This is a genomic window from Sulfurospirillum sp. hDNRA2, from assembly GCF_024206095.2.
GTDB lineage: Bacteria > Campylobacterota > Campylobacteria > Campylobacterales > Sulfurospirillaceae > Sulfurospirillum.
The window spans coordinates 2,044,877-2,071,511 of sequence record NZ_CP159800.1 but is presented as its reverse complement, the minus strand read 5'-3'; the positions used below and the strand labels follow the sequence as shown (position 1 = coordinate 2,071,511).

27 protein-coding genes are annotated in these 26,635 nt (G+C 42.9%); 10 read left to right on the top strand and 17 right to left on the bottom strand.

The genetic code is table 11. The annotated features are described in order from the left end of the window. Window positions 1-11 precede the first annotated feature (11 nt). Window positions 12-2,669 (top strand): DNA polymerase I, encoded by a 2,658-nt coding sequence (gene polA, locus NL930_RS10125; RefSeq protein ID WP_254376599.1) that lies wholly within the window; start codon window positions 12-14, stop codon window positions 2,667-2,669. Further along, window positions 2,666-3,205 carry a manganese efflux pump MntP family protein gene (locus NL930_RS10120; protein WP_254376598.1) on the top strand — a complete coding sequence of 180 codons (540 nt, stop codon included), beginning with the start codon at window positions 2,666-2,668 and terminating at the stop codon, window positions 3,203-3,205. Before polA ends, NL930_RS10120 begins: the two co-directional genes overlap by 4 nt. Before the next feature lie 32 nt (window positions 3,206-3,237). On the opposite strand, the gene NL930_RS10115 is transcribed toward NL930_RS10120, so the two are convergent. The 5 genes from NL930_RS10115 to NL930_RS10095 all read right to left on the bottom strand — a co-directional run bounded on the left by NL930_RS10115 (window position 3,238) and on the right by NL930_RS10095 (window position 9,100). Continuing rightward, window positions 3,238-3,852, bottom strand: a complete 615-nt coding sequence (locus NL930_RS10115) for an outer membrane beta-barrel protein (protein ID WP_254376597.1) — start codon at window positions 3,850-3,852, stop codon at window positions 3,238-3,240. An 88-nt stretch (window positions 3,853-3,940) separates the two neighbouring features. Beyond that, entirely contained in the window at window positions 3,941-4,555 is a 615-nt protein-coding gene (locus NL930_RS10110) for a M48 family metallopeptidase (RefSeq protein ID WP_254376596.1), read from the bottom strand. Beyond that, on the bottom strand, window positions 4,548-5,681 hold the full coding sequence (gene dnaJ, locus NL930_RS10105; protein WP_039672324.1) for a molecular chaperone DnaJ: 1,134 nt from the start codon (window positions 5,679-5,681) through the stop codon (window positions 4,548-4,550). Before dnaJ ends, NL930_RS10110 begins: the two co-directional genes overlap by 8 nt. 121 nt (window positions 5,682-5,802) lie before the next feature. Next, complete coding sequence (locus tag NL930_RS10100) at window positions 5,803-8,157, bottom strand: EAL domain-containing protein (RefSeq protein WP_254376595.1); 2,355 nt, start codon at window positions 8,155-8,157, stop codon at window positions 5,803-5,805. 55 nt (window positions 8,158-8,212) lie between these two features. Continuing rightward, window positions 8,213-9,100, bottom strand: a complete 888-nt coding sequence (locus tag NL930_RS10095; protein WP_254376594.1) for a sulfurtransferase — start codon at window positions 9,098-9,100, stop codon at window positions 8,213-8,215. A gap of 209 nt (window positions 9,101-9,309) precedes the next feature. On the opposite strand from NL930_RS10095, the gene NL930_RS10090 reads away from it, so the two are divergent. From NL930_RS10090 to recR, 4 genes are all read left to right on the top strand, one after another. Next, window positions 9,310-9,813 (top strand): Spy/CpxP family protein refolding chaperone, encoded by a 504-nt coding sequence (locus NL930_RS10090; protein WP_039672325.1) that lies wholly within the window; start codon window positions 9,310-9,312, stop codon window positions 9,811-9,813. Between the two features lie 92 nt (window positions 9,814-9,905). Continuing rightward, window positions 9,906-10,577, top strand: coding sequence for a response regulator transcription factor (locus tag NL930_RS10085; protein ID WP_039672326.1), 672 nt, complete (start codon window positions 9,906-9,908; stop codon window positions 10,575-10,577). Continuing rightward, window positions 10,574-11,821 carry an ArsS family sensor histidine kinase gene (locus NL930_RS10080; protein ID WP_254376593.1) on the top strand — a complete coding sequence of 416 codons (1,248 nt, stop codon included), beginning with the start codon at window positions 10,574-10,576 and terminating at the stop codon, window positions 11,819-11,821. Before NL930_RS10085 ends, NL930_RS10080 begins: the two co-directional genes overlap by 4 nt. Beyond that, a complete protein-coding gene (recR, locus tag NL930_RS10075; protein WP_254376592.1) occupies window positions 11,818-12,387 on the top strand; it encodes a recombination mediator RecR in 570 nt (189 codons plus the stop codon). Before NL930_RS10080 ends, recR begins: the two co-directional genes overlap by 4 nt. Here recR and NL930_RS10070 read toward each other — a convergent pair. The 12 genes from NL930_RS10070 to gatC all read right to left on the bottom strand — a co-directional run bounded on the left by NL930_RS10070 (window position 12,384) and on the right by gatC (window position 23,921). Continuing rightward, entirely contained in the window at window positions 12,384-14,039 is a 1,656-nt protein-coding gene (locus tag NL930_RS10070; protein WP_082006829.1) for a fatty acid--CoA ligase, read from the bottom strand. The genes recR and NL930_RS10070 overlap by 4 nt on opposite strands. 20 nt (window positions 14,040-14,059) lie before the next feature. Continuing rightward, complete coding sequence (locus NL930_RS10065) at window positions 14,060-14,851, bottom strand: shikimate dehydrogenase (RefSeq protein WP_254376591.1); 792 nt, start codon at window positions 14,849-14,851, stop codon at window positions 14,060-14,062. A gap of 2 nt (window positions 14,852-14,853) precedes the next feature. Next, window positions 14,854-16,266 carry a chorismate-binding protein gene (locus NL930_RS10060; protein ID WP_254376590.1) on the bottom strand — a complete coding sequence of 471 codons (1,413 nt, stop codon included), beginning with the start codon at window positions 16,264-16,266 and terminating at the stop codon, window positions 14,854-14,856. A 1-nt stretch (window position 16,267) separates the two neighbouring features. After that, on the bottom strand, window positions 16,268-17,035 hold the full coding sequence (locus tag NL930_RS10055) for an SPOR domain-containing protein (protein ID WP_039672330.1): 768 nt from the start codon (window positions 17,033-17,035) through the stop codon (window positions 16,268-16,270). A gap of 89 nt (window positions 17,036-17,124) precedes the next feature. Further along, entirely contained in the window at window positions 17,125-17,667 is a 543-nt protein-coding gene (locus NL930_RS10050) for a DUF1882 domain-containing protein (RefSeq protein WP_060826479.1), read from the bottom strand. Window positions 17,668-17,675: 8 nt separating this feature from the next. Further along, window positions 17,676-18,923 carry a serine hydroxymethyltransferase gene (locus NL930_RS10045; RefSeq protein ID WP_041962056.1) on the bottom strand — a complete coding sequence of 416 codons (1,248 nt, stop codon included), beginning with the start codon at window positions 18,921-18,923 and terminating at the stop codon, window positions 17,676-17,678. Further along, entirely contained in the window at window positions 18,920-20,449 is a 1,530-nt protein-coding gene (gene lysS, locus NL930_RS10040; RefSeq protein ID WP_254376972.1) for a lysine--tRNA ligase, read from the bottom strand. The genes NL930_RS10045 and lysS overlap by 4 nt, the downstream gene beginning before the upstream one ends. A 17-nt stretch (window positions 20,450-20,466) precedes the next feature. Beyond that, window positions 20,467-20,934, bottom strand: a complete 468-nt coding sequence (locus tag NL930_RS10035; protein WP_254376589.1) for a Fur family transcriptional regulator — start codon at window positions 20,932-20,934, stop codon at window positions 20,467-20,469. 11 nt (window positions 20,935-20,945) lie between these two features. After that, window positions 20,946-21,479, bottom strand: a complete 534-nt coding sequence (locus NL930_RS10030; RefSeq protein ID WP_254376588.1) for a CvpA family protein — start codon at window positions 21,477-21,479, stop codon at window positions 20,946-20,948. A gap of 1 nt (window position 21,480) precedes the next feature. Then, window positions 21,481-22,428, bottom strand: a complete 948-nt coding sequence (locus NL930_RS10025; protein ID WP_039672335.1) for a GGDEF domain-containing protein — start codon at window positions 22,426-22,428, stop codon at window positions 21,481-21,483. An 82-nt stretch (window positions 22,429-22,510) separates the two neighbouring features. After that, window positions 22,511-23,578, bottom strand: a complete 1,068-nt coding sequence (locus NL930_RS10020; protein ID WP_039672336.1) for a type IV pilus twitching motility protein PilT — start codon at window positions 23,576-23,578, stop codon at window positions 22,511-22,513. Between the two features lie 52 nt (window positions 23,579-23,630). Continuing rightward, window positions 23,631-23,921 carry an Asp-tRNA(Asn)/Glu-tRNA(Gln) amidotransferase subunit GatC gene (gene gatC / locus NL930_RS10015; RefSeq protein ID WP_039672337.1) on the bottom strand — a complete coding sequence of 97 codons (291 nt, stop codon included), beginning with the start codon at window positions 23,919-23,921 and terminating at the stop codon, window positions 23,631-23,633. A gap of 152 nt (window positions 23,922-24,073) precedes the next feature. Here gatC and NL930_RS10010 point away from each other — a divergent pair, with 152 nt between their 5' ends. Genes NL930_RS10010 through NL930_RS09995 form a run of 4 tightly spaced genes read left to right on the top strand, consistent with a single transcriptional unit; the run spans window position 24,074 to window position 26,628 of the window. Then, window positions 24,074-24,655: a tetratricopeptide repeat protein gene (locus NL930_RS10010; protein ID WP_039672338.1), complete on the top strand. Its 582-nt coding sequence runs from the start codon at window positions 24,074-24,076 to the stop codon at window positions 24,653-24,655. Further along, window positions 24,655-25,665: a PQQ-binding-like beta-propeller repeat protein gene (locus NL930_RS10005; protein ID WP_039672502.1), complete on the top strand. Its 1,011-nt coding sequence runs from the start codon at window positions 24,655-24,657 to the stop codon at window positions 25,663-25,665. The genes NL930_RS10010 and NL930_RS10005 overlap by 1 nt, the downstream gene beginning before the upstream one ends. A 20-nt stretch (window positions 25,666-25,685) precedes the next feature. Beyond that, window positions 25,686-26,018, top strand: coding sequence for a hypothetical protein (locus NL930_RS10000; protein WP_039672339.1), 333 nt, complete (start codon window positions 25,686-25,688; stop codon window positions 26,016-26,018). Beyond that, window positions 26,005-26,628 carry a type III pantothenate kinase gene (locus NL930_RS09995; protein WP_039672340.1) on the top strand — a complete coding sequence of 208 codons (624 nt, stop codon included), beginning with the start codon at window positions 26,005-26,007 and terminating at the stop codon, window positions 26,626-26,628. Before NL930_RS10000 ends, NL930_RS09995 begins: the two co-directional genes overlap by 14 nt. The last annotated feature ends 7 nt before the right edge of the window (window positions 26,629-26,635 follow it).

Below are 26,635 nucleotides of genomic sequence, written 5' to 3'. Positions count from 1 at the left end.
AAGGCTCTTTCGTGAAAACACTCACTATTATCGATACGTTCGGCTTTTTTTTTCGTAACTATTATGCGCTTCCCGCATTGCGTAATTCCCAAGGTTTTCCGACGGGACTTTTAACGGGCTTTGCCCACTTTATCGCGGCTCTCAAAAAAGAGCACGATACCGATTACGTTCTTTTTGCGCTTGATAGCAAAGGTAAAAATTTTCGCCACGACATCGATCCCAACTATAAAGCCAATCGCCCCGAAGCACCGGAAGATTTTAAAAAACAGCTTCCCGTCGCTATTTCGTGGATTGAAAAAATGGGATTTAAAAGTTACGGCGAAGAGGGATTTGAAGCCGACGACATCATTGCTTCGGCGGTTAAATTTGCCAAACACCACGATATCAAAGTGCGAATCGTCACGCACGATAAAGATTTGTACCAACTGATCGACGACGGACGCGTCGTCATCTACGATCCGATGAAAAAGATCGAAATTACGACCGAAAAATGTTTTGAGAAATTCGGCGTTTATCCGGATCAAATCGGCGAGTACCTCTCTTTGGTCGGCGATACCGCCGATAATATTCCCGGCGTTAAAGGCATCGGACCCAAAGGGGCAAAAAAACTGCTTGACGATTTTAAGACGATGGAGGGCGTATACGCCAATCTCGACAAAGTCGCCAATCCGCGCATCAAAACGATGTTGGAAGAGGGCAAGCAAAGTGCTTATTTAAGCCGCCGTTTGGTCTGTTTGGACGATACGCTGAGTATTGCCGATAAGTTCGAGTCGTTTCACTATCCAGATGCCCAACCGCTCTCGTATATCGTGGAAGAACTGGAAAAATACGAACTTCGCCAAATCCTTACGCGCGTGAGAGCGGAAGGCTTACATGTAAGCGTGCAAACGCCTCCGACGCAAGGGTTTAAACCGATTTTGTTGGACGACGCTAAATTGCTTTTGCGCGTCGTTGAAGGCATCGAAGAGGACGAAATAGTTGCGTTTGATACCGAAACCGACGCCTTGGATGCTTACAACGCCAACATCGTCGGATTTTCGTTTTGCGTGAATACGCAAGAAGCGTATTACGTGCCGATTGCCCACCATTATTTGGGCGTGGGAAACCAAATTTCGCATGCAGAGGCAAAAGAGGCACTGACGCATCTGCTTTCCCGAAAAATCGTCGGACAAAACTTGAAGTTTGACCTTGCGGTCATTGAGCACAATTTCGGTCTTCAAAACGTGAATCTATATGCCGATACGATGATTTTGGCATGGCTTTTAAATCCTGAAAGTAACGTAGGACTCGATACGCTTTCCAAACGTTTTTTCAATCATGAGATGATCAAATTTAAAGACGTCGTCGCCAAAGGAGAAAACTTTAGCGGCGTCTCTTTGGAAAAAGCTTGCGAATACGCAAGTGAAGACGCATGGATGACCCTAAAGCTTTTTGAGAAGCTTAAAGAGATGCTCGATCCTTCGTTGTTGGATCTTGCGAAAAACGTGGAGTTCCCGTTTATTCGAACGCTGATGCATATGGAAAGAGAGGGGATTCAAGTCGACGCTGCTTATTTTGAGACGCTTTTGAAACGAACCGACCATGCGATAGAGGCATTGAAAGTCGAAATTTTTGCCTTGTGCAATGCAACGTTCAATCTCAATTCGACGCAACAACTGGGTGCGGTACTGTTTGAGCAGTTGGGACTTCCGTCGCTCAAAAAGACTAAAACGGGTTACAGTACCGACGAAAACGTTTTAAATGAACTTTCGGACAAGCATCCGAGCATCGCCAAAATTTTAGAGTATCGAGAGTTGTATAAGCTTCGTTCGACCTATATCGAACCGTTGTTGAAGCTCTCTAAAGCCTCTTCGCGCAGTCGGGTACATACGTCGTTTATGCAAACGGGTACGTCTACCGGAAGGCTAAGTTCCAAAGACCCGAACTTACAAAACATTCCCGTTAAGACGGCTTTAGGGCGTGAAGTACGCGGAGGTTTCGTCGCCAAAGAGGGGTATGTGCTTATCGGTATCGACTATTCGCAAATCGAACTTCGCTTGTTGGCGCACTTTAGCGGGGATGAGGCAATGGTGAGGGCGTTTCAAGAGGGTAAAGACATTCACAAAGAGACCGCGCTCAAACTGTTCGGCGAAGCGGAAGCGGATGCCAAAAGAGGCATCGCCAAAAGTATCAACTTCGGATTGCTGTACGGTATGGGACCTAAACGCCTCTCCGAGACGATCGGCATTACGACCAAAGAAGCCAAAAGCTACATCGACGGCTATTTTGCGACGTTTCCGACGATTAAGCAGTATCTTGCTTCCATTGAAGAACAAGCCAAAAAAGAGGGCTTTGTTCAGACGCTTTTGGGGCGAAAACGCTTTTTTGATTTTGAACATGCCAATGCGATGCAATATGCCGGATACCTTCGCGAGGCGGTCAATACGGTGTTTCAAGGCAGTGCCGCGGACTTGATTAAGCTTGCGATGAATCGTATTATGGCGACGTTGGTCAACGACGAGGCAAAATTGCTCTTGCAAATCCACGACGAATTGATCTTTGAAGTCAAAGAAGCGCACGCGGAAACGTTTGCGAAAGAGGCACGGCATGTGATGGAAGAGGTTTATGCTTTACGCGTACCCTTAAACGTTTCGATCGCTATCGGCGCCAATTGGGGAGTGTTAAAATGACGGAAGTGATTGCGTTGGCATTGGCATTGAGCATGGACGCCTTTGCGGTTTCCATCGGCTTGGGAACGAAACAAGCGACGGGGCACGGTGCATTGGCATTCAAAGCGGGGCTTTTCTTCGGTATTTTTCAAGCATTAATGCCGCTTATCGGGTATATCGGCGGGAAAGGCTTATTGGGATTTATCGATCACTATACGCGATACGTCGCTTTTGCTCTTTTAGTGCTCATCGGTGCCAAAATGGTGTATGAAAGTATGCAAGAGAACCTCGAAGAGGAAATTCAAAAAATTACGAATAAATTGATGTTAACGCTTGCGATTGCTACAAGCATCGATGCTATGGCAGCGGGATTTAGCTTAATGCTTTTGGATATGAATCCGCTTTTAGCCTGCGGATTGATCGGTTTCGTGACCTTTTGTATGAGCTTTTTAGGCGTTTTTGTTGGAAAACTCACGGGAAACTGGCTTGAGAGTAAAGCAGAACTCTTAGGAGGCATCGTTTTAGTGGCAATCGGCATACGTATCGTAACGGCTTAAGAGAGATCGGCTGCGCGATCTCTCTTGGTTTGCTAGAATTTGTAGTTTAATCCCAGATAGTATTGAATGAAGTGTTCATTTTCGCTTTTGACGTGAATGTTTGTCGTGCCGTCATCGTAGTTAAACGTATCGTCCACATCGCTCAAAAGATAGCGCGCGCCGATTTCGAGCTCCGTATGTGCGCCGAGTGCATACGTTAAACCGGCTTCGACACCGTAGTTGAACCCTTTGGGTTTATCGATTGAGAGTAATTTAGCGTTATCATTGTCGCTTTTTGACGTACTGTATGAAGCGGTAAGACCCAAAAACGGCGTGATCGCGGAAGCATTTCTGAACAGATAGTCGTAGGCAAGTCCGTACGTGAATGAGCTAATATCTTCTTTTTTGTTTTGATAGGCAAAGCTTCCGTAGACTCTGCCGTACTCAAAATATTTACCGACTTTCAATGCCTCGTACGTTGTATCGATTGATTCCGAAGAACTACCTTCTCGAAAAGAATAGCCGGAAAAAGATGACCTTTCCGATGCGGAAGTTTTTCCGTGAATACTCATACCCCCAAATTCACCGCCGACAAACCACGCGTTTGAGTCTGCCAAAACGGCAGAAGCCGCGAGGAGTAATGATGCCGCAACCAAAGATTTTTTCATAATGCCCCCTGAAATAAAAATGTGAATAAAATTGTAGAGCAAATAATATTATTATAATATTAAATTAAAAAGTTTTTATTTTGTAATTTTAAATCAGCGAGGGCGAAAATTTTTTGAGCGTTATCTCGTGGTTTTTGTACTCCGGCATAAAAGAGGCTACGCACTCCCAAAAGGCTTTTTGATGGTGCTTGTGCGTGATATGAGCGAGTTCATGAACGACGATATACGCGATGCACTCTAAGGGCAGTTGGGCAAGGCTGAGGTTAAAGCTTAGCTCATTGCGATAGCTACAGCTTCCCCACCGTTTTTTAGCTTGGCGGAAGCTGACTTTCGTCGGTTTGACACCCATGAGAAAACTCCACTCTTCGACCAGACGGTTCACCAACGGCGGAGTCTTTTCTTTGTAAAAGAGTTCGGGCGTTTGAAAAGAGCTCAAAAGGATCGCTTCACCCAAATAGAGGATTTTGCCTTCGTTTTCCAGCAAGCGGCCGATGTGCGTCCGTTCTTGTGCCGCGTGCAGTTTGGAGAGAATCCAAGAGGCTTTTTGAAGGAGAAGCGTTTCAATCGTGTCTATGGCGCTAAAAGGAGATTTGACGATAACCCCTTTGATAGGGTCGATCGTAATATAAAGATGTTTAAGCCGTCGGTTAACGAACAAAGAGTAGGAGAGTACGTGACCCTCGTACTCGATCGTTTTAGTCAAACCAACTTTTGATTTTGTCAAAGACGCTCTCAAATTTTTCATCTTTTTGTTTGGTCTCGATGCCGAATTCCGTTTGCAGCTGCTCAAGCAGTTCTCGTTGTTCTTTCGTGATTTTTTTAGGATAACGAATCGAAATTTGAGCGATCATACTGCCGAATTGGCGGGTATGGACGTTTTTAACGCCTTCGTTTTTAAAGATGAACTGTTGTTTATCTTTCGCGCCTATGGGCAGTTCCAGTTCCGTCTCACCGCGAATCGTCGGGATTTTGATCGTCTCTCCGAGTGCGACTTGCGTAAAGAAAACGGGCACTTCGATGTAAATGTCGTCGTTGTGGCGCACAAAGTGTTCGTCCTCTTTGACGCGAACCAAAATATATAAGTCGCCTCTCGTTCCTCTTTCGTCCACGTTACCGCGTCCGGCGACGCGAATGCGGTTGTTATTGTCGATACCTTCGGGAATGTCGATGGTGACTTTGTCCTCGACTTGGCTAAATCCTTTGCCGCGACAATCGGGGCACGGATTGGTGACGACCGTTCCTTTGCCGTTACATGCGGGGCAGGTTTGCGAAAAAGTCATAAAACCTTGGCGGTAAAAGACTTGACCTTTACCTTTACACTCTTTACATGTCGCTTTGGATTTGTCTTTGCTTCCCGTGCCTTCGCAGGTGTCGCAGGGTTTTTTATAAGAGAAAACGACCTCTTTTTTCGTACCGAAGATCGCTTCGTTAAATGCCAACGTCACTTCGGCTTCCAAATCGAGGTTGTATTTTCGACTTTGCTTATTGCTTCCGCCGCCAAAACCGCCGCCGCCGAATCCTCCGCCGAAAACCGATTCGAAAATAGAGCCCAAATCGCCCATAATATCTTCGTAACGCATATCGGAGAAGTGGCTAAAGCCTTGACTGTCCAGTCCCGCTTTACCGTAACGATCGTAGGTTGCACGTTTTTGCTCGTCGCTTAAAACTTGATAGGCTTCATTGATGGCTTTAAATTTTTCTTCCGCCGCTTTGTCGCCTTGATTGCGATCGGGGTGGTATTGAAGGGCTAGTTTGCGATACGCTTTTTTAATCTCGCCCGAATCGGCACTTCGGGTAATTTCCAATACTTCGTAATAATCTAATTCCACGTCTATTCTCTTTACATGTAAGTTTTTTAGAAGAGAAAAAGTTTACCAAAAAGTAGATTAAATTTTGGTTGTCGGATTCATAATGAATGAAAAGTATCGTATCTCTTAAGAATGAAAATTTCTATTTCTGAGAAAGCTTAGCTTCTCGTTTATATGTTGTTAATAAAGAGAAAAACTGTAACTCGTCAATAGGGCGACTGAGATAGTATCCTTGAAATTGACAACAGCCTAGAGTCACTAAAAAATCAAATTGTTCTTTGGTTTCCACGCCTTCTGCAATAACGTCGTAACAGTATATTTTCCCGATAGATAAAATTGTTTCGATCAGTGCACTATCTTGGCGGTTTTTAAGTACGTCTTTGACAAAAGATTGGTCAATCTTAATTTGATCGAGAGGAAGTCGGCGCAAATATTGTAGGGAGGAATAACCTGTCCCAAAATCATCTAAAGAGATCAAAACGCCCAAGTCATGAATTTGATGCATTTTTTGTTGAACGTTATTTACATTTTTGACTAAAACATTTTCCGTTAATTCAAGTTTTAAGGTAGAAGGTCGAATAGTGTAATAGTCTATCAATGCTTTAAGACGATCGATAAAAGAGTGTTCTTCAAACTGTTGGCTACTGATATTGACGGCAAGAACTAAATCTTGTGTTTGGGTATCTTGTTGCCACGATAATAATAAACGACAAGCTTCTTGCAAAATCCATTGTCCTATCGATAAAATCAAACCGTTATTTTCACAAGCTTCGATAAAAGAAGAAGGGAGTAGTAGTCCTTTTTGAGGATGCTGCCATCGAATGAGAGCTTCTGCCCCGATAATTTCATGTTTTTGGTTGTATTGAGGTTGATAATATAGTCTAAATTGGTTCTGTTCAAGAGCAATAGATAGTTCGTGGTAAAGCTCAAGATCATATTTAGCTTTGGCTTCAGCCTCTTGCGTATAAAAGGCAAAACGAGACTCTTTTTGATCTTTGGCCATATGCATTGCACTTTGTGCATGCTGAAAGATTTTAGAAACATCTTGAAAATGATGTTCTATTAAAGCAATACCGATAGAGGGAATCATGTATAACGTGTTATTGTGAATGGAAAACGGTTTTGATAATAACGAAATAAGCAACAAAACGAGCCTTTGTGTATATTCTTCGGCAAGGGTTTTATCTTGCGGCAAATGATGGATAAATACGGCAAACTCGTCGGATGCAATTTTTGCACATAAAAAGTATTCCGGAAAATCATTGACTAAACGTTGGGAAATCGATTGTAAAAGCTTATCGATAATGATATGATTGTAAGCATCGATGAGCGTATTAAAGTTATTAAAGCTAATACATAATAGTGCATAAAAAAAAGGTGGCTTTTGAGAATGTAACAGTTCTTGAATCGAAACAATTGCGTAATCTTTGTTAGCAAGTCCCGTGAGCGTATCGTAATGCTTTAAATATTCTACTTGTGCTTCCGTTTGTTTTTGGGTCGTAAGATCTAAAAAAGAAGCAACGTAATAACAAGTTTTTTGTTCATCGTCTATCACGGCTTGAATCGTCAAGTGTTCAGGATAGACCATGCCGTTTTTATGGCGATTCCATATCTCTCCGTTCCATACGTTATATTTGTTTAACGAGAGCCACATTTGATGATAAAAATCGTCACTATGCCGTCCGGATTTAAGAACTGCCGGTGTTTTCCCTACAACGTCGGTTGCTTCATAGCCCGTAATTTCCGTAAACGCACGGTTAACTTTTAGAATATTTTGTTGAGAATCGGTAATAATCATACCGCTTGGCGTTTCAAAAGCTACGGCGGCAATTTTTAAAGATGCATTCGCTTCATAAATACTAGATAACATGGTATTGACTTCTTGATACAGCGTACCGAATTCATTCCTTTCATTCACGGTAATCTTCTGTGAATACGTATGATAACGCGTAACATGTTCTAAAAATTTTACTAAGGACAAGATAGGATTTGTAAATTTCTTAGCAAAAATAACGGCAAGAACAAGAGAAAGGATAAAGAGGAAAAAAGCGATCAATGAAAGAATAGGAATATTTTGATAAATAAGTTCTTGTAAGGTTTTTAACTTAAATTGCATCACCAGATGCCCTAAAGAGATATTCTGGTATTTAATTTCGACAATCAAATCGAGAAAAGGGTGATTGATCTCCTTATGGTGATAAGCATCAAGCGGTTTTATTTTCAAGTTTTGTGGATTTCTTGTATAACTATATAAGACGTGCTGATCGTTGTTATATAAAGCAAGGGACTCTAAGTCGGCGTAAGTTTTAAGTTTTGTACTCATATCTGAAGCGGTATCGAGGTCTTTTAACAAAACCAGACGAGCAAAATCTTGACTCAGAACATGGGCAACACTTTCCGATACGGTAATATGTTCTTCAATTTGTTCGTGCATATACCAGTATAAAAAAATACCGTATGAAATTAACCCGGTAGTTGAACTTACCAGTAAAATCATAAAGGTTAAACGTCTTAAAATAGAGGATTTTTTACACCAAGCTATGAACATACCGCTATTTTTGGGACGGATTTTCGATCGGCACATTGTCGTCATTTCCCCATTCGAACCACGAACCGGCATAGACGGCGGCATGAAAGCCTAATTCTTGAAGCACGATATAATTGAGTGCCGATTCGGCACCGCCGTCACAATATAAAATAATGTCTTTATTCTGAGGCAAATGATCATAAACAAAACGGAGCTCTTCAAGAGAGCGCATTTTGTTGCCGGTTTGCGTGACTTCGTAGGTTTGCGTACATGGATAATTTTGTGCCGTCGGAATGTGGCCGAAATGTTTAGCTTTCGATTCTAGTCCCAAATAATGAGATCTTTGTCTTCCGTCAATAATAGTTTTATTCCCGATAGAAACCAAGGTTCCTAATTTTGTTTGTAATTTCGTATTGTCGACCTGTGGAATAAATACTTTTGGAAGCGGATGAGAAGAAGTAGTTTCCGTTGGGATAGGTACACCTTCCCAATTACCGTAGCCGACATTTAACAGAGCTACTTTTTTATGCCCCAACGTTTCTAGTATCCAGTAGGATCGAGCAGCCCAAATAAATTTACCTTCATCATAAGCAATGACACGCGTATTGGTGCTAATGCCGGCATTACCGAACGTTTTTGTGAGTTCTTCAAGGCTCGGGAGCATTTTATTTGCGGTAAATAAAGTTTCTGCCGGAGGAAGATTGACGGCACCTTTGATATGTCCTTGTTCAAAAGCTTCTTTAGTACGTAAATCGATGATAACGATATCTTGGTCATAAATATGTCCGAGTAGCCATGATGCGGAAACGATCGGAGGCATACCTCTTTCTTGATTTTCTGAAATTGCATAGAGTGTCGACGGTACAATACCAAGAATAAAAAAAATGAAAAACTGCTTTAGAATAGGAGTCATTGATGTACCTCCAATGATGATTCAATGCTATAGTATCAATAGAAACATTAAAAGAAGTTTTTAAATTTATAAATTAGCCTGAAAAAATCACATTATTATTTTTAATAAAATACCTTACTTATGGTTGTTAAGGTTGGTTAACAAACGATTAAAGGACGGTTAAAAGCGGCGTATTACTATTTCACTATCAAACTTTTAAAGGAGTCACGATGAAACGAACGATTTTAGCCCTAGCAACGTTGGTTGCTTTAGGAACGACAGGTGCATTTGCATTTGGAAGTAGCCAATGCCAAGGCGGTATGCAAGGGGGAATGATGTCCCCGATGATGCAACAAGGCGGCGGCATGATGATGCACGGCGGCGAGAGAGGCATGATGGCGGGAATGATGTTTGATCGTTTGGATTTAAGCGACGATCAACGCTATAAATTGAACGTTTTGCGCAGTGAAATGAGACTGGAAATGGCAAAACTACACGATCCTAAAAGCATGCAAAAAATGCAAGAGTTGATGAGCGCGGATACGTTCGATAAAAAAGCGTTTATTAAGTTACGTAACGAGATGAACGACAAACGCGTAACGCTTGAAGCCGATTTTTTAGAAAAAGCATTTTCGATTTTAACCAAAGATCAACGAGCAGAGCTTAAAAAAATCATGAGCGAACGACCGCAACGTCCGATGATGCCCAAAGTTCCGGAAGCTCCGCAAAAATAGACCTCAATCCACGCTCTTTCTAGAAGGCTTTTTACAAAGCCTTCTTCTGCAAAAATTCTGTATAATTCTAAAAAGCAAAATTAAGGACACGAATGATTAATGTCTTAATGATTGAAGACGACGAAGAATTTGCGGAGTTGCTCGGCGAGTATTTGGCAAAGTACAATATTAAAATTACTAATTATGCCGATCCGTATTTGGGGCTGAGTGCCGGAATTAAAAAGTACGACTTGTTGATTTTGGATTTAACGCTTCCGGGAATGGACGGGCTTGAAGTGTGTAAAGAGGTCGTTGCCAAATACGACATTCCTATTATTATTTCTTCGGCTCGCAGCGACATTAGCGATAAAGTGATCGGTCTTCAAATCGGTGCGGACGATTACCTCCCCAAACCTTACGACCCCAAAGAGATGTACGCGCGTATTCAAAGTTTGATTCGCCGCTATAAAAAAAGCACGACGCAAGAAGAACAAGCGAACAGTAGCGTCTTCGCCGTCGACGAGAAACGCCACGAAATCTCGTTTAAAGGCGAAGTTTTGAGTTTGACGCCGGCAGAATACGAGATTCTCTCCTATATGATCAAGCAAAACGGTTTTTCGATTTCCAGAGAACAGCTGGTGTATAACTGCAAATCCCTGAAAGACAAAGGGTCGAAGAGTTTGGACGTGATTATCGGGCGACTTCGTACAAAAATCAACGACGATTCTAAAAATCCCGAACACATTCACTCGGTGCGGGGCATCGGCTATAAGCTGGTCGGATGATCAAAAATTCGATTTTAGTGAAGATCAGTACGATCTTCTTTCTTTCGCTTTTTTTGCTGGTTATGTTTTTTAGCGTGCTTTTGGACCATCAAAGCGAACGCAACCTCGAAAATATGAAACAACGTCAAATCCAATCGGTCAATTACCTGTTGGTGATGTATCGCAATAACGTTCAGCCCGGCGATATAGAAGAGTATTTTAACAACTTCGGCCTCAAAAAAGTGACGAGCAAGCACCTTCGTACCTCGGTTTTGGAACGCGGCGTCGTTATCTTTCAAAAACTCTCCCCGATTAGCCGTTTTTCGTCCATCGTTTACAACGACCGTTATTATCTTTTTATCGACAATTTCGAATCGAGCGTGCTTTTGGAAAGTCAAGACTATAAAAATTTCAACGAAAGTTTATGGTTCGTTTTCGCGATTGCTTTGCTGATCTTACTCTACATGTACGTTTCGATTTTCCGAAGTATCGCTCCTTTAAAAACCTTAAGTTCTCAAATCAGACGATTTGCAAGCGGTGATTTGCAAATCGAATGTAAAAGCAACTCGCATGACGAAATCGGCGAAGTCGCCAACGAATTTGATCGCGCGGCAAAGAAAATCCGCGACCTAATCGGCGCACGGCAACTTTTTTTACGCACGATTATGCACGAACTTAAAACGCCGATCGGCAAAGGGCGGATTATTACGGAGATGCTCGAAGACGAAACGGCCAAAAAACGTTTGGTCGGCGTGTTTGAACGGCTGGATTTGCTGATAGCGGAATTTTCGAAGATCGAACAAATCGCCTCGGAGCGTTGTGAGCTTCATCTTCAAGAAGTTGCACTCTCCAACGTCGTGGATCAGGCCTTGGATTTATTGATGTTGGACGCTAAAAAACGCGAAGAACAGATCAAAATCGAAGGAGAGTTCGATTTTCTCGTGACGGTTGATTTTGATTTAATGGCGTTGGCGATTAAAAACTTGATGGACAATGCGCTCAAACATAGCTTGGATCATACACTCTTTTTGCGCTCCAAAGAGCAAACTTTGATCGTTGCAAATAAAGGAGAAGCCCTGAAAATGGGGATTAACGAGTATTTTCAACCTTTTGTTTCCGGTTCAAAAGCGTGCGGAAGCAGTTTGGGATTGGGGCTTTACATCGTGCAAAATATTCTTCGTCAGCACGGGCTTGAAGCGGCATATACGTATGAAGAGGGCTTGCATCAGTTTAGTATCGATTTTTCCAAAGGAGTGCGGGGATGATGCGAGGTTTGGAAAAGTTTAACAAACTCGTCGAAGCGTTCGAGTCGTTACCGACCGTCGGAAAAAAATCCGCGCTTCGTTTCGCGTACCATCTGGTTTTAAACGACGCTTTTGCCGCCATGAAACTTTCCAACGCAATCGAAAGCGCGGTCAAATCGATTCGCAAATGCGAACGATGCGGTGCTTTGAGCGAGCATGAAATTTGCGATATCTGTTTGGACGAACGTCGGGATATTCAAACGCTTTGCATCGTCGAAAGCGCCAAAGATATTTTCGTTTTGGAAGAACATAAACTCTTCGACGGGCATTATTTCGTCTTAGGCGATATGGAAGAAGAGACGCTTTTGAAATTGGAATCGATCGTCCAAGAAGGCGTCAAAGAGGTTATCTTCGCTCTGACACCCTCTTTGGCGAGCGACGCCTTGATTTTGTTTATCGAAGATAAGCTCAAAGTGTATGCGCTTCATTTTACGAAAATCGCGCAAGGCGTCCCCACCGGCGTGCATCTTGAAAACGTCGATATGCTCTCTTTATCCAAAGCCTTGGAAGCGCGTACGAAGATTTAGCGTTGCGCAACCGGCGGAGCGTATTTCTTGCGTAGTTCGCGTTTGTTGATTTTTCCAACGCTCGTTTTATCGATACTTTCAACGAATTTAACTTTTAAAAGCATGCTTTCTCGTGCCATGATTCCTTTTTTAATGAACTCTTTGGCATGAAAAAGCAACTCTTTTTCGTCGATGTTTTTATTCGGATCGACCACGACAAGTGCTAAAGGGCGCTCTCCCCATTTTTCATCGGCGATCCCGATTACGGCGACTTCTTTAACGCTAGGGTGGCGATGGATGATGTCTTCAAGTTCCAAAGAAGAGATCCACTCTCCGCCGACTTTGATAATATCTTTGACGCGATCGGTAATTTTGACGTAGCCGCAAGGATCGATATGTGCCATATCGCCGGTATGCAAATAGCCGCCGCTCCAGAGTAATTCCGAATTTTTTTGATCTTTAAAATAACCCTGCGTTAGCCACGGCGAGCGTACGACGATCTCTCCGGTGCTGTGTCCGTCTCTTGGAAGCGGGCGCATCTGTTCGTCGACGACATTGACCTCTACAAGCCCCATCGGGCGTCCCGTTTTGATGCGAATGTCGCTTTGTGCGTCCATATCTTGTTCAAGCATTTCTGCGGTCAGTTGCGAAACGGTTAAAATCGGACAGGTTTCGCTCATACCGTATCCCGTGAACATATCGATTCCAAGACGTAGGGCTTCTTGGCACATAGCTTTGGGAAGGCTTGCTCCACCAATCATGACTTTCCAGCCTTTTAAATTCATCGTTTTGATTTTCGGCGAATTAAAGAGCATATGCATAATCGTCGGAACGCAATGCGAGAATGTTACATGTTCTTTCTCGATCAGCTCTAAAAGCAGGTCGGGAATGTAGCGTCCTGGGTAAACTTGTTTCAGTCCGAGCATCGTCGCAACATAAGGCAATCCCCACGCATGAACGTGAAACATCGGGGTAATAGGCATATAGACGTCATTTTGCCGAAAGTTCCCTTGCTCGGGCGCACTTCCAAGCGTTGCGAGTGCGCCGAGCGTATGAAGGACGAGTTGTCGGTGCGTAAAGTAGACGCCTTTGGGAAGTCCGGTCGTTCCGGTGGTGTAGAACGTCGTCGCGCGCATGTTTTCGTCAAAATCGGGAAAATCAAAATGCGGCGCGCTGTTTGCCAAGAGTGTTTCGTATTCGCCTTTCACGTTGAGCGATGTTTGGGGAAGCTCCGGTTCGTCGGATAACAAGATGAAGCCTTTGACGTCGATTCTGCCTTTGATTTGCTCCAAAACGGGCAAAAAATCGGTATGCGTTAAGATAATGACGTCTTCGGCATGGTCGATCGTATAGAGGATTTGCTCTGACGAGAGGCGAATATTGATCATATGTAAAATCGCACCGATCATTGGAATCGCAAAATAACACTCCAAATAGCGATGCGAATCATAGTCCATAACCGCAACCGTGTCTCCGGCTTTAATGCCCAAATCACTTAACATGTTAGCCAAGCGGTGTACGCGTTCTTTAAACTGTGCGTAGCTTAGGCGCGTATCCGTGCGGTAAACAATCTCTTGTTCGGGATTGTAATAGATGGGTGCATTGAGAATATTTTTAATTAAAAGTTGATAATGATGGGCATAAGGGTTGTTCAAAGTCGTTTCCAGTTGCAAGGGTTTCTCCTAAAATTATTTTAGAGATCAAACACCGGACGCATCAGTGCTTCGACGCTTTCACGATCGTAGCGTTGTGCAAAAAAGAGATCGAAAGCAAGGACGGCTTGGTAGAGTAACATCTCTTTACCGTCTTTACATGTAAGGTTTTTTTGCTTGGCTAAAGCGAGAAACGGCGTCGGTTTGTTGTAAATAACGTCGTAGGCAAAGCGTGCCTGAGGTAAGATCGTTTCTAAGAAGGCTAAAGGGCAGGGAAGGGCTTCGTCTTTCAATCCAGCAGAAGTCGTGTTGACGATGAGGTCGTACGCCTGAGGCGAAAACGTCTCCCATGTTTGGACGTTGAAGCCTTGTGTTTTAAAAAATTCCAAGCGTGCATACGAGCGATTGAGGATCGTGACGTTGATTCCGCGCTCTTTCAAAATAGCGGCAAGGGCTTTGGCGGTTCCGCCAGCTCCCAAAATTAAAACGTCGCGAAGCGGTTTAAATGCTTGAATCGACATGTAAAAACCTTCCGCGTCGGTATTGTAACCGATGACGTGCGTGCCTTCTCTGACCAGCGTGTTGACCGCGCCGATCTGTTTGGCTAAACCGCGCACTTCGTCGCATTGCGCGTAAGCCGCTTCTTTGTGCGGAACGGTCACGTTTGCGCCTGAGAGGTTCATCTCTCGAAACGTTTGCAGTAAAGTTTCGGAGTTTTCAACGGCTTTTCGGACGTAGCAAGCGTCGATTTTCAAAGCTTTAAAGACACTGTTATGCAGTCTTGGAGAGATAGAATGGGCAACGGGATTGCCCAAAAGCGTAAAAAGAAGCATGACTACTCTTTGAGCTCGTCGAGCGAGCTGGTCATAGCGCCTAGTTTATTCGTTACTTCAAGGTACTCAAGCTCGGGTTTACTGTCGGCGACGATGCCCGCACCCGCTTGAAAAATAATTTTTTCGTCGTCCAAATAGGCGGTACGAATCATAATGCAGCTGTCCATGTTGCCGTCATAACCGAAATATCCCGCCGCGCCGCTGTAAAAGCTGCGTTTAATTCCCTCAAACGCGCTAATCAATTCCATCGCGCGAATTTTAGGCGTTCCGGTCATCGTTCCGGCGGTAAACGTCGCGGCAAAGAGATCGAACATGTCGTATTTTTCATCCAAAGTCGCTTCGATGTCGCTGACCATATGCATGACGTGAGAATAACGCTCTACGCGCATCATCTCTTTAACGTTGACGCTACCGACTTTAGCGACGCGTCCTAGATCGTTACGTCCCAGATCAATCAGCATCAAATGTTCCGCACGCTCTTTTTCGTCGCTTAGCATCTCTTTTTCGTATGCCATATCTTTCTCGTAGCTTGCCCCTCGTTTTCGAGTACCCGCAATCGGACGCAGCATAATGCGCGAGTCTTTGAGCCCGACCATCACTTCGGGCGAACTTCCGATAATCGCAAAGTGAGGATACGAAAGATAGAACATGTAAGGAGAAGGATTTTTTTGACGCAAAATACGGTAAAAGCTGAGTCGATCGACATGTGCGTAGTGCGTAAAACGGTTGGACATCAAGATTTGAAAGACGTCTCCGCTACGAATCATCTCTTTGGATTGTTCGACCATTTCGAAAAAGTGCTCTTTGCTAAAAGCAAAACTCCCTTTTTGCTTATCGACATGAACCGTTTGAATCGGGATGTGATAGTGCGGCTCTTTGAGCGTTGCTTCAATCGCGCCTAATTGTGCGGCAATTTCGGGTAAAAACGTCGTGAGAATCAGCGTATTGGACTTGTGCGAAAAGGTACAGACGAGTTTCGGACGCATCAAATCGACTTCGGGAATCTGTAAATCGTCGCGAAGCGCATCCATCGAAGCGGCGAGTTTGGGTTCGAAAAGTTTAACGGCGTCATAGCCGATATAGCCGATAAAACCGTCGATAAATCCTACGCCTAGCTCTTTAGTATACGTTTGATAGCGCGCTTTATCGATACTAGCGTAACGTTGTTTTAAAAAGCTAAACGGCTCATTTCCCAAAGAATGCGTCGTCGCGTTCTCGTCGATATGAATGCTCTGTCCGTTTTGATGGATCACACGTTCCCTTGCACCGATAAATAAAAAGCTAAAGTTGCCGTCGTTATTGTTGATGGCACTTTCAAATAAGAAACAGAGTTCTCCTTCGAAATAGCGTTGTAATTTAGCAAAAATCGTAATCGGCGTAAGCTGATCGAATAAAATTTTTCGAGACGTTAGCACCTTATTTTACCCTGTAAATAAATGCGTTTTTATTGATGCTGGAACGAATGAGTACCAAAGCATTTTCGGCATCGGCGGAGCTGGCGTACGGTCCGATCAAAATTTTCGTGACGTGGTTTCCGTTAACGACGGTTGGATAGACGCGATACTCAAAGCCTTTGGATTTGATGTCGTTTAAAACGCGTTGTTCCGGTGCCGTGGCAACGGCTCCGACTTGGACGTAAATACCCGCTTGCGCGTTTGCTCCGCCGCTATTTGACGATGCAACCGGCGTGCTTGGTGCCGTTGTTGCGGGCTTACTTGCGGCGGTTGCAGCTTTTGGTGCCTCTTTTTTCGGTTCTTCTTTGGCGGCTTTGGCATTTGCCGTCGCCGGTAATTTACTCTCTTGAACGTTCGGCGGCGTTACGGTCGTTGCCTCTTTTTGAGTATCGGTGCCTTTAGCTTCCTCTTGTTTTTGGGCTTCTTTTTCTTTAAGGGTTTTGATCATATCTTCAAAACTCTCTTTTTTAGCCGTGTTTTCTTCGATAATCGGTACTTGTTTAAAAAGCTGATCGTCTTTAGGAATTTGATTTTCTTGGCTCGGTTCCGGAGGCAAAATCAACTTTGACGTATCTTTGCTTTGATCTTTATTCATTAGCTTCATACTGGCAAGGGCTATCAAAAAAACCAAGATCAAAAAAGCGACTAAAATTAAAATACGTTTCATTTTAAGAGTTTTCGTATCGCCCTTTTCAAGGACGATATCACTCAGTTCATTTCTATTTTCCATCGTTTCTCCTTAGAATAATAGACTTCTTTCACAAACTTTCAATGCTTATGAGCGATAAAGGTTATGAAAGAGGTCTTCGTAGATCCTCTTTACATATGTTTTGACCAAGAAGCTCCGCGCTCTTTTTGGTACAAATCGTAAGGCAACGCCAAAATATTGAACTCTTTGGGTAGCTCTTGGTTCGGAAACATTCTCCATTCTCGCGGAAGTTTTTGCGAAAGCTTTGCCGAGAGCATTTTAGCGATCTGATACCCCTCTTGCAAGGTCGTGTGTCCCTTGTGTACGTAGAGATGTAAATGACCTTCCGTTTTACTTTTGTAGGCCGTAAAATTGATAAATCCCTCTTCTCTAAGCAAAAGTTGTGCCCTATGCCAAAAACGTTCGGTGTTGCGACCGTTATAATCGAAAACAATATTTTCGACTTTATCGAAACGATTGATCAGCGAATGGGCAACCGTCATCTTTCCGTCAAGATGATCTTTAATGACGGCGTTGCTCAAAGGCTGATCGATACGTTCGTATTTGTCGAAAAAGACCTTCCCCCCAAAATCGATCTTTTGGACAATCGCATCGCGTTTGATCCAATAATGATCGGTAATCATTTTGATGAGGGAGACGTCTATCGTGTACATGCGATTCCTTAATACGTTGGTCTGTCGTAAATAATAAAGTTGCTTGCCAATGCCTTCATTTCGTCTTTAATTTTGACATGTAAGGCTTCGTCGTTGATATTATCGAGGACGTCCGCAATTTTATTGGCAATGATTTCAAACTCTTTTTCTTTCATACCGCGTGCCGTTAGTGCCGGAGAGCCTATACGAACGCCGCTGGTGACAAAAGGACTTCGCGTTTCGCCCGGAACGGTGTTTTTATTGACTGTGATACCGGCTCGACCGAGTGCCAAATCCGCCTCTTTACCGCTAAACTCTTTGTTTAAGAACGAAACGAGTACCAAGTGGTTGTCCGTACCGCCGCTAACGATGTCGTAACCTCGTTGAATCAGCACATCCGCCAAGACTTTGGCATTGGCGCGGACTTGTTTGGCATATGCCGTCCACTCCGGTTTCAAGTTTTCAGCAAAACCGACCGCTTTGGCGGCAATGACATGTACCAACGGACCGCCTTGGATGCCGGGGAAGATGGCACTATTGATTTTTTTAGCGATCTCTTCGTCGTTGGTTAAAATAATACCGCCTCGAGGTCCTCGAAGTGTTTTATGCGTCGTAGACGTCACAACGTGGCAATGCGGGAACGGGCTTGGATGCTCGCCGCCGGCAACAAGTCCTGCGATATGCGCGATGTCTGCAAATAAATAAGCACCTACTTCATCGGCGATTTCTCTAAATTTTGCGAAATCAAGTTCTCGCGGATAAGCACTTGCACCGCAAACGATCATTTTCGGTTTAACGATGTGGGCGATTTCGCGTACTTTTTCGTAATTAATACGGCCGTCCAGTTCAACGCCGTAGAAAAAGCTTGAATAGGTCTTTCCCGAACTGCTGACTTTCGCGCCGTGCGTTAAGTGACCGCCGTGGCTAAGGTCCATACCTAAAATTTTATCAAACGGGTTTAAAAGGGCTTGGTAGACGCCTTGGTTGGCTTGGCTACCGGAATTGGGTTGAACGTTTGCATACGCGCAACCGAAAAGTTTACAGACGCGCTCAATCGCAATTTCCTCGATCGCATCGGCAAACTCGCAACCGCCGTAATAGCGTTTATGCGGGTAACCCTCGGCATATTTGTTCGTAAAAACGCTGCCCATCGCTTCCATAACGGCGGGATAGGTAAAGTTTTCGCTAGCAATCATTTCGAGATGGTCGCATTGACGGTGTAACTCTTTCACGCTAAGATCGTAAATAACGGGATCGACGCTTTTTAAAATACTCATTTTTCTTCCTCTTTTTTTTCGGTGGTCATTGTATCATCGGCATCGCCGAGCGGTTTCATCGCCGGAAATAAGATGACGTCTTTGATCGACTGTTCGTTGGTTAAAAGCATCGTCAAACGATCGATACCCATTCCTTGACCGGCAGTCGGCGGTAAGCCGTAGCCTAAAGCGTAGACGTAGTCTTCGTCCATTTCGTGTGCTTCGTCGTCTCCGGCATTTTTGGCTTGTAACTGTTTGGCAAATCGTTCGTATTGATCCAAAGGATCGTTAAGTTCGTTAAATCCGTTGGCGATTTCTCGCCCTGCGATAAAGAGTTCAAAACGCTCCGCAATGTTTGGATTGGTTTCGCTACGGCGTGCAAGCGGACTGATTTCAATCGGATAGTCGATAATGAACGTTGGATCAACCAGTTTTTCTTCAACGAATAGGTCAAACAACTCTTCGTATAGTTTACCTAAACTGAGATTTTTTTCGACACTAAAGTTTTGACTTTCGATATACGCGATAATGGCGTTTTTATCGTCTAAAATCGCATCGCTAACACCGCCGATTTCGACAAGGGCTTCTCTAAAAGCGATTTTACGGAACGGTTTTGAAAAATCGATTTCGATATCTCCGTAAGGCAATTTTTTCGGTAGTTTCAATTTTTTAAGCAAGACGTCGAACATCTCTTCGGTTAAACGCATCAAATCATGGTAATTATGGTACGCCCAATAAAACTCGATCATCGTAAATTCGGGATTGTGGGTTTGATCCATACCTTCGTTTCTAAAATTACGGTTGATCTCAAAGACCGCTTCAAAACCGCCGACGACCAAGCGTTTGAGGTAAAGCTCGGGAGCAATACGCAAATAACGATTGACGTTCAAGGCGTTATGATAGGTAATAAACGGTTTGGCATTCGCACCGCCGGCAATCGGATGCATCATCGGCGTTTCGACTTCTAAAAAGTCGCGTTCTTCGAAAAAGTGGCGTATTTCGCTTACGATACGGCTGCGAAGTTTGAAGGTTTTTCGAACGTCGGCGTTCATAATCATATCAAGGTAACGTTTTCGGTAACGCAACTCTTTGTCTTGCAATCCGTGAAATTTTTCGGGTAAAGGCACGATGGATTTCGTTGCGATTTCTAAGTGTTTGACATGTAAGGAGAGTTCACCCGTTTTGGTTACGAACGGAAAGCCCGTAACGCTGATAATATCGCCGACTTCAATCAGCTTTTTTGCTTCGTCAAACCATGCTTCGCCGATGGATTCGCGGCTAAAATAGATTTGTAAAACGCCGTCTTCGTCTTCAATCTTCGCAAATGCGGCTTTACCCATATGGCGCAAAAATTTGATGCGTCCTACGACGGTATTATTTTTATGTTCGTCGCGTTTGAGCTCGCTCTCGATGACGTATTCGTAGCACTCCAAAAACTCTTTGGTTCCGGTGTCTTTGACGACGTTGTGGCGATAAGGATTGTGTCCTAAGGCGAAAAGCGTTTTACCCTTTTCGATACGTTGTTGTTGGTATTGGTCTTGAAATATCAAATCTTTTCCTCTTTCTACTTCATCTCTTGAACGCATTTTTCGCAAATGCCTTGCAATTGCATCAAATGGCTGGTGAGCCTAAAATGATGCGTTCGTGCAATTTCAAGTTGCAATTGTTCTATTTTGTCGTTTTCAAACTCGATAATGAGTCCGCAACGTTTGCAGATCATATGATCGTGGTGGGGCTTATTGGCGAGTTCAAACTTCTTTCCGGCAACGCCGAACGAAAGAGACGTGACCATATTGGATTCTTCAAGAAGATTGAGCGTTCGATAAACCGTAGCAATGCCGATATTGAGCTCCGGATAACTGTTTTTAAGAAAAATATAAAGATCTTCGGGCGTAAAATGTTCATTTTTTTCATAAAGCGTTTTCAAAACGACTTCACGCTGTTTGGTAAACTTGAGCCCGTTTTGTTTCAGTAACTCTTTAAAAGAAGCAAGTAAAGAAGAGTATTCTAAATTTTCACATGTACAATTCATGGCGGACCTCTTTAAGGATTGGGTTGTTTGTCTAACGGTATGGAATTTAACATCTCTTTCGTATCCAGTTTAACGATAGCCCGTCCGGTTTCTAAAAAAAGAGGGAACATCGTGCTGTTGCCTACGTAAGGTTCGATTTTTGTTTTGATAAACTCGATAGAGTTGAGCGTAATCGCCAAAACGGAAAAAACGAGAAAAATTTTTGCGCAACCGATCGCAAATCCCGCTAAACGATCCAGCATTCCCAAACCGCTTAAACTTAACGCATGTGCAATGAGGTATCCTAAAAAGATACATGCCGTCCAAAAGACGATTAAGACGGTAATAAAACCGAAAAGGTAAAGCGATGCTTGATTGCCGAAGGTGTAAATATGCGTATTAATCGCCGCTCCCGCTTCTTGTGCGTAACGCGATGCGAAGTAAACACCACCGATAATACCTAAAAGACCGAAAAATTCTTTAATAAAGCCGTTAATAATGCCTTTGATTCCTAAAATAAGTACAAGCACAAGGCTGATGATATCGAACAAAACGATTTGCGACATATTATTGGGCACTCCTAAAACAATTTTTTCCGCTGTTTTTAGCTTCGTAGAGAGCTTTATCGGCTTTGTCTAAGAGCTCTTCGGAGCTCATATTACGGCGGTGAGAACAAAGTCCGGCGCTTAAGGTTAGGTGAATATCGTGATTTTTGTAAAGCAATTTGCTTTCACATGTCTCTTTGATAATGCGTTCGACGACTTTTTGCGCTTCTTCGTGCGACATGCGGTTTAAAATGACGACGAATTCTTCTCCGCCGTAACGGTAAATGCGCGTTCCTCTGCGCAAGGAGTTTTGAATCAATTTGGTTAGAAAGATCAACGTTTTATCTCCGGCGATATGCCCGAAAGAGTCGTTGATTTTTTTAAAATCGTCGGCATCGAACATAACAAGGTGCATGTCGATATCTTTTTCTTTACCGAAATTTAAAACTTCTTCAAGGTCTTTGATCAAAACGCGTCGATTATGGGCTTTGGTTAGCGGATCGATATTGGACTCTCTCTCAAGTCGTTCCACTTCCAATTTGAGCTTGGCAATCGTATCGTCGGCAACATGGAGCTCTTCTAAAATTTTAGTTTGAAAATGGTCGAATGCTTGAATAACTTGATTCGTGTCGATACTGGAATAGTCTTTTTTAATCGCATCGATATTAATCGCCGTTTCATCGGAAATAAATCTAAGGTTATCGCTGGTTTTGACAAACTCTTCAAGCCCTTTTTTGACCAACCCGAAGCACGTTTCACTGACTTGCGCGTCTTGTTGCGCATTGGAAAAAAGGTATGAATGCTTTTTACTAATTTCTAAAAGCTCTTCGTTGCTCTCTTTTTGCATCAGTTCGACAAACGTGTCGTGGTAATATTTGGGATAGGGCGGAATATTGAGTTGTTTGAGTTTTGTAAAGGTGGCATCGCCGATGCTAAGAACGATCTCTGAGATATGATTACCGTTGTTCATACTTGTAAATACCTTTATCCGATTTTAACGTTGAGTATAACGTGAAAAAGCTGTAATCTTTGTAAAATGTCATGGCTAATCGCTAAAGACCCATATTATTCAACAGTTCTTGCGGTTGCGTCGAGTAGCGAATAGCATCGTCTTTCGTAATTAAATTGGCGCGTAAAGCTTTCATCATAGCCTGCGTTTGCGTTAACATGCCCGTTTTTTGTTGGTTTAATTGCATCTGAGAATAAATTTGATGAATCTTGTTCTCGCGAATCAGATTGGCGATAGCGGAATTATTGATCATAATTTCATGAATAGCCACCCGTCCGCCTCCGATTTTAGGCAAAAGGCTTTGCGAAATAATCGCATAAAGCGAAGTTGCAAGCATGTTACGGACTTGAACCTGTTCCGCGCCCTCAAAGCTATCGACGATTCGGTTAATCGTTTGAACGGCGGAGTTGGTATGTAAGGTTCCCATAACCAAGTGACCCGTTTCTGCGGCGGTAATAGCAGTACTAATCGTTTCTTGATCCCTCATCTCGCCGACGAGAATAATGTCCGGATCTTGACGGAGCGAAAATTTGAGAGCGCGTGCGAAACTTTTAGTATCGTCTCCGACGTTACGGTGGGAAAAAAGAGCTTTTTTATTGGTATGAATGAACTCGACGGGATCCTCGATCGTAATAATATGGCGATGTTCGTACACGTTGATTTCGTTCAACAATGCCGCAAGTGTCGTGGATTTACCGCTACCGGTAGGGCCGGTGACGAGAATAAGCCCTTTTTCGCGTTTAACGAGTTCTTTAAAAACAATTGGAGTATTTAACTCGTCCAAAGAGGGAATGTTAATCGGAATAATTCTAAATGCCGCGGCAAGATCACCGTTGATTGTATAGTAATAATTGGCGCGAAAACGTCCGATATCGGGGAACATAATGGCAAAATCGAGTTCTTTTTCTTCTTCAAGCTTCTTTTTCTGTTTATCGGTAATAAGCGTGTAGCACATCTCTTCGATCGCGGTTCCGTTGAGCGTTTCCATATCGAGCGGTACCAGCTTGCCGTCGATACGGATTTGAGGTTCGCTACGGCTGATTAAATGTAAATCGGAAGCTTTATAGGCAACGACGTTTTTGAGTAAAGCTTTAATATTGAGGGCGCTCATAACGGGGTATCCTTACAGAGTTAATCTCGTATTAAAAGACGCTGTCAAAGCGTTATTCGATAATTTTCGGAACAACAAAAAAACCGTCCTCACTTTGAGGCGCATGTGCTAAAATGGTTTCGACGACGGTAGAATGGCTATTCGGTACGTCTTCACGAAACGGCGTGCCTCCTTGAAGCGTCGTAAACGAGGCTTCCTCATTTTCAAGATTTAATTCGTTTAGATTTTCGACAAAAGCGACGATTTCGCTCAGTTGCTGGATGACACCTTCTCGTTTTTCTTCGCTAATGCGCAAAGAAGAGAGTTTTTCGAGTTTTGATAATAAAGCGTCGTCGATTTTCATACTAAAAGGTATCCTTAGATCGCATTTTTTTAGAAATCGATTATAACACAATCTCTTTGTGGTAATACTGAAACGGTATTAGTGGGTTTTTAGATTTGTTGTGATAAACTATGACACTATTTTTCAAAAAATTGCTTAAGAAGGATTCGTATTTGGGACTCAAGGAAAATTTTAAGGCGGTCCAAGAAGAGATCAGTACCGAAGAACAGTTTTTAGAGGGTATGATTAAAGGTGAAAGATTTTTTAATCGTAATAAAAAATACATTATCGCGTTTGTCGTATGCGTCGCTTTGGGTGCGGCTGCGTATGCGTTAAACGATTGGATGAAAGAGCGCAAACTTCACAGCTCTAACGTAGCGTACCATACGCTTTTAAAAGATGCCTCCAATGCGCAAGCCCTTGAGACGCTCAAACAACAAAATCCTAAGCTTTATACGATGTTTCTTTTTGAAAAAGCATTGCAAACGGGAGACAAGGAGGCACTTAAAATCGTTGCCGAGTCTAAAGAAGACGCTATTTTAGCGGATATTGCCCGTTATCAACTCGCGCAACTTGAAAACACGCAACCCGCTTCAAGCGAATTGTTTAAAGATATGACCTTATTGCAAGAAGGCTATCGATTGCTGAATGAAAATAAAATTGAAGAAGCGCGTTTAAAACTTTCACAAATAGATGTTACTTCGCCTTTAAAACAGATTGCAAAAAATCTAGAACATTATCAAGGTTTAAAATGATGAGACAGGCAAAAATTGTTTTTACACTCTTGGCTTTATTGTTGCTCATAAGCGGTTGCGGAACGAAACGACAATATTTTGAACCTGAAGTGCTTTCAGGTAAAATCAGTTACGACGGCTCACTTCCCGCTCCTATTCACGATGCTTTAAGAGCAGGTGCAACGTTAGAAAACGGGCAAGTGATTACCAAAGAGGGGCTTTTAAACGTGAAGTTACCGCAAGGATTTTCGTATTTAGCGGATAATCAAGGACGTTACGTTGCGACGTCAAAATGCGGAGCTTTAAAAATTATCGATGCTAATCAAAAAGAGCTCTATTCTAAAGAGTGCCAAATCGCGGTGGCTTCCGCAGCACTTAAAGGCAATACGCTCGCATTGGTTTTAGGTTCGAATGAACTCGTTTTGATCGATATTAACGACGGTAAAGAGACGATGCATATTAAGCAAGATAACGTGTACGTATTAGATTCACGTATTGCGGCACCGTATTTCTTGGGCGATCTTATCGTATTTCCGACGCTTGACGGTAAACTCGTGATTGTCGATGAACAAAGCAAGAAACCGATTCGCGATATTGTCGTGAGTAACGATAAGTTTTTCGGCAATATCATCTACTTACAAGTTTTAGGCGATAGGTTGGTTGCGGCAACAAAAAGTAAAGTCGTTTCCATCAGTCCAAAGTCGATTAGCTTTTTGGAAAAAGAGGTAAAAGACGTCATCGTATTGTCCAATCGCATTTTTGTTTTTACCAAAGACGGACAGGTCCTGTTGACGGATGCCGATTTAAAAGTTTTAAAAGAACGTAAATTCCCGTTTGCGATTTTTTCGGGTACGATTTACGGCGATTATATTTACATGATTGAAAAAAGCGGTTATATGATCGCAAGCGATTTAGAGTTAGTTTCGACAAACGTTTACCAAATGCCGGATCAAATCGAAACCCATATTTATACGAACGGCGATACGTTCTATTACAAAGATCGCTTTTTTAAATTAAATCGAAAACCATAGGTGTCGTAGGCTTTTGCATTATGAAAGAGATGATTGAACGTATTTGCGGCAAACGAATCGTTTTTTCATCTCTGGAAACGATTCTCCCCGCAGCACTAAAAACACGAAAAAAAGTAACTGTTTTTAGCGGTGTCGATTTGAAATCTTACTACCATGTCGTATTTCGTGTCGAGCAAAAGAGTCGATTTCTTGTACGGCATGCTTATGAAATATTTGCTTTAGAACAAACACTTGAAGCCGCTAAAGACCATCGGTATTTTTACAAACATATTATTTTACATGCTCCTTTGTGTTCTAAAGCCCAAGCATTATTGAATGCGGAAGGGTGGAAAATTTATCATGATATTGTGTGATATCGGTAATTCTAATGTCGATTTTTACCAAGACGGTAAAATGTGGAATATGCCGCATAAACAGTTTAAAGAGTTTCGTACGCAAGAAAAGATTTTTTACATTAGCGTCAATCAAGCACTTACGCAATTTTTACAAGCGAAAGAAGGGTATATCGATCTAGAACCTTATTTTGAATTCGACACGATTTATCAAGGTTTGGGCATTGATCGTATCGCGGCATGCTCGACGGTTAAGGATGGTATGATTGTCGATGCCGGCAGTGCCGTTACCGTTGATATTATGTCCGGCGGTATGCATTTAGGCGGTTTTATTGTACCGGGGATTAGTGCGTATGAGCGTGCTTTCGCTTCCATTTCTCCTCGATTGGAAATGCCTTTAAATCCCAACATCTCTTTAGATGCCTTACCTCAAAAAACGAGCGATGCATTATCTTACGGCGTTATTCGTTCGATTATTTTATTGTTGGAAGTGACATGTAAGGATAAGAGGATTTATTTCACGGGGGGAGACGGTAAATTTTTCTCCAAATTTTTTTCCAATGCTATTTTTGATCGCTCTTTGATTTTTCGAGGAATGTTAAGGACGATTAAAGAAGCACATTTAGCATAAAAGGACA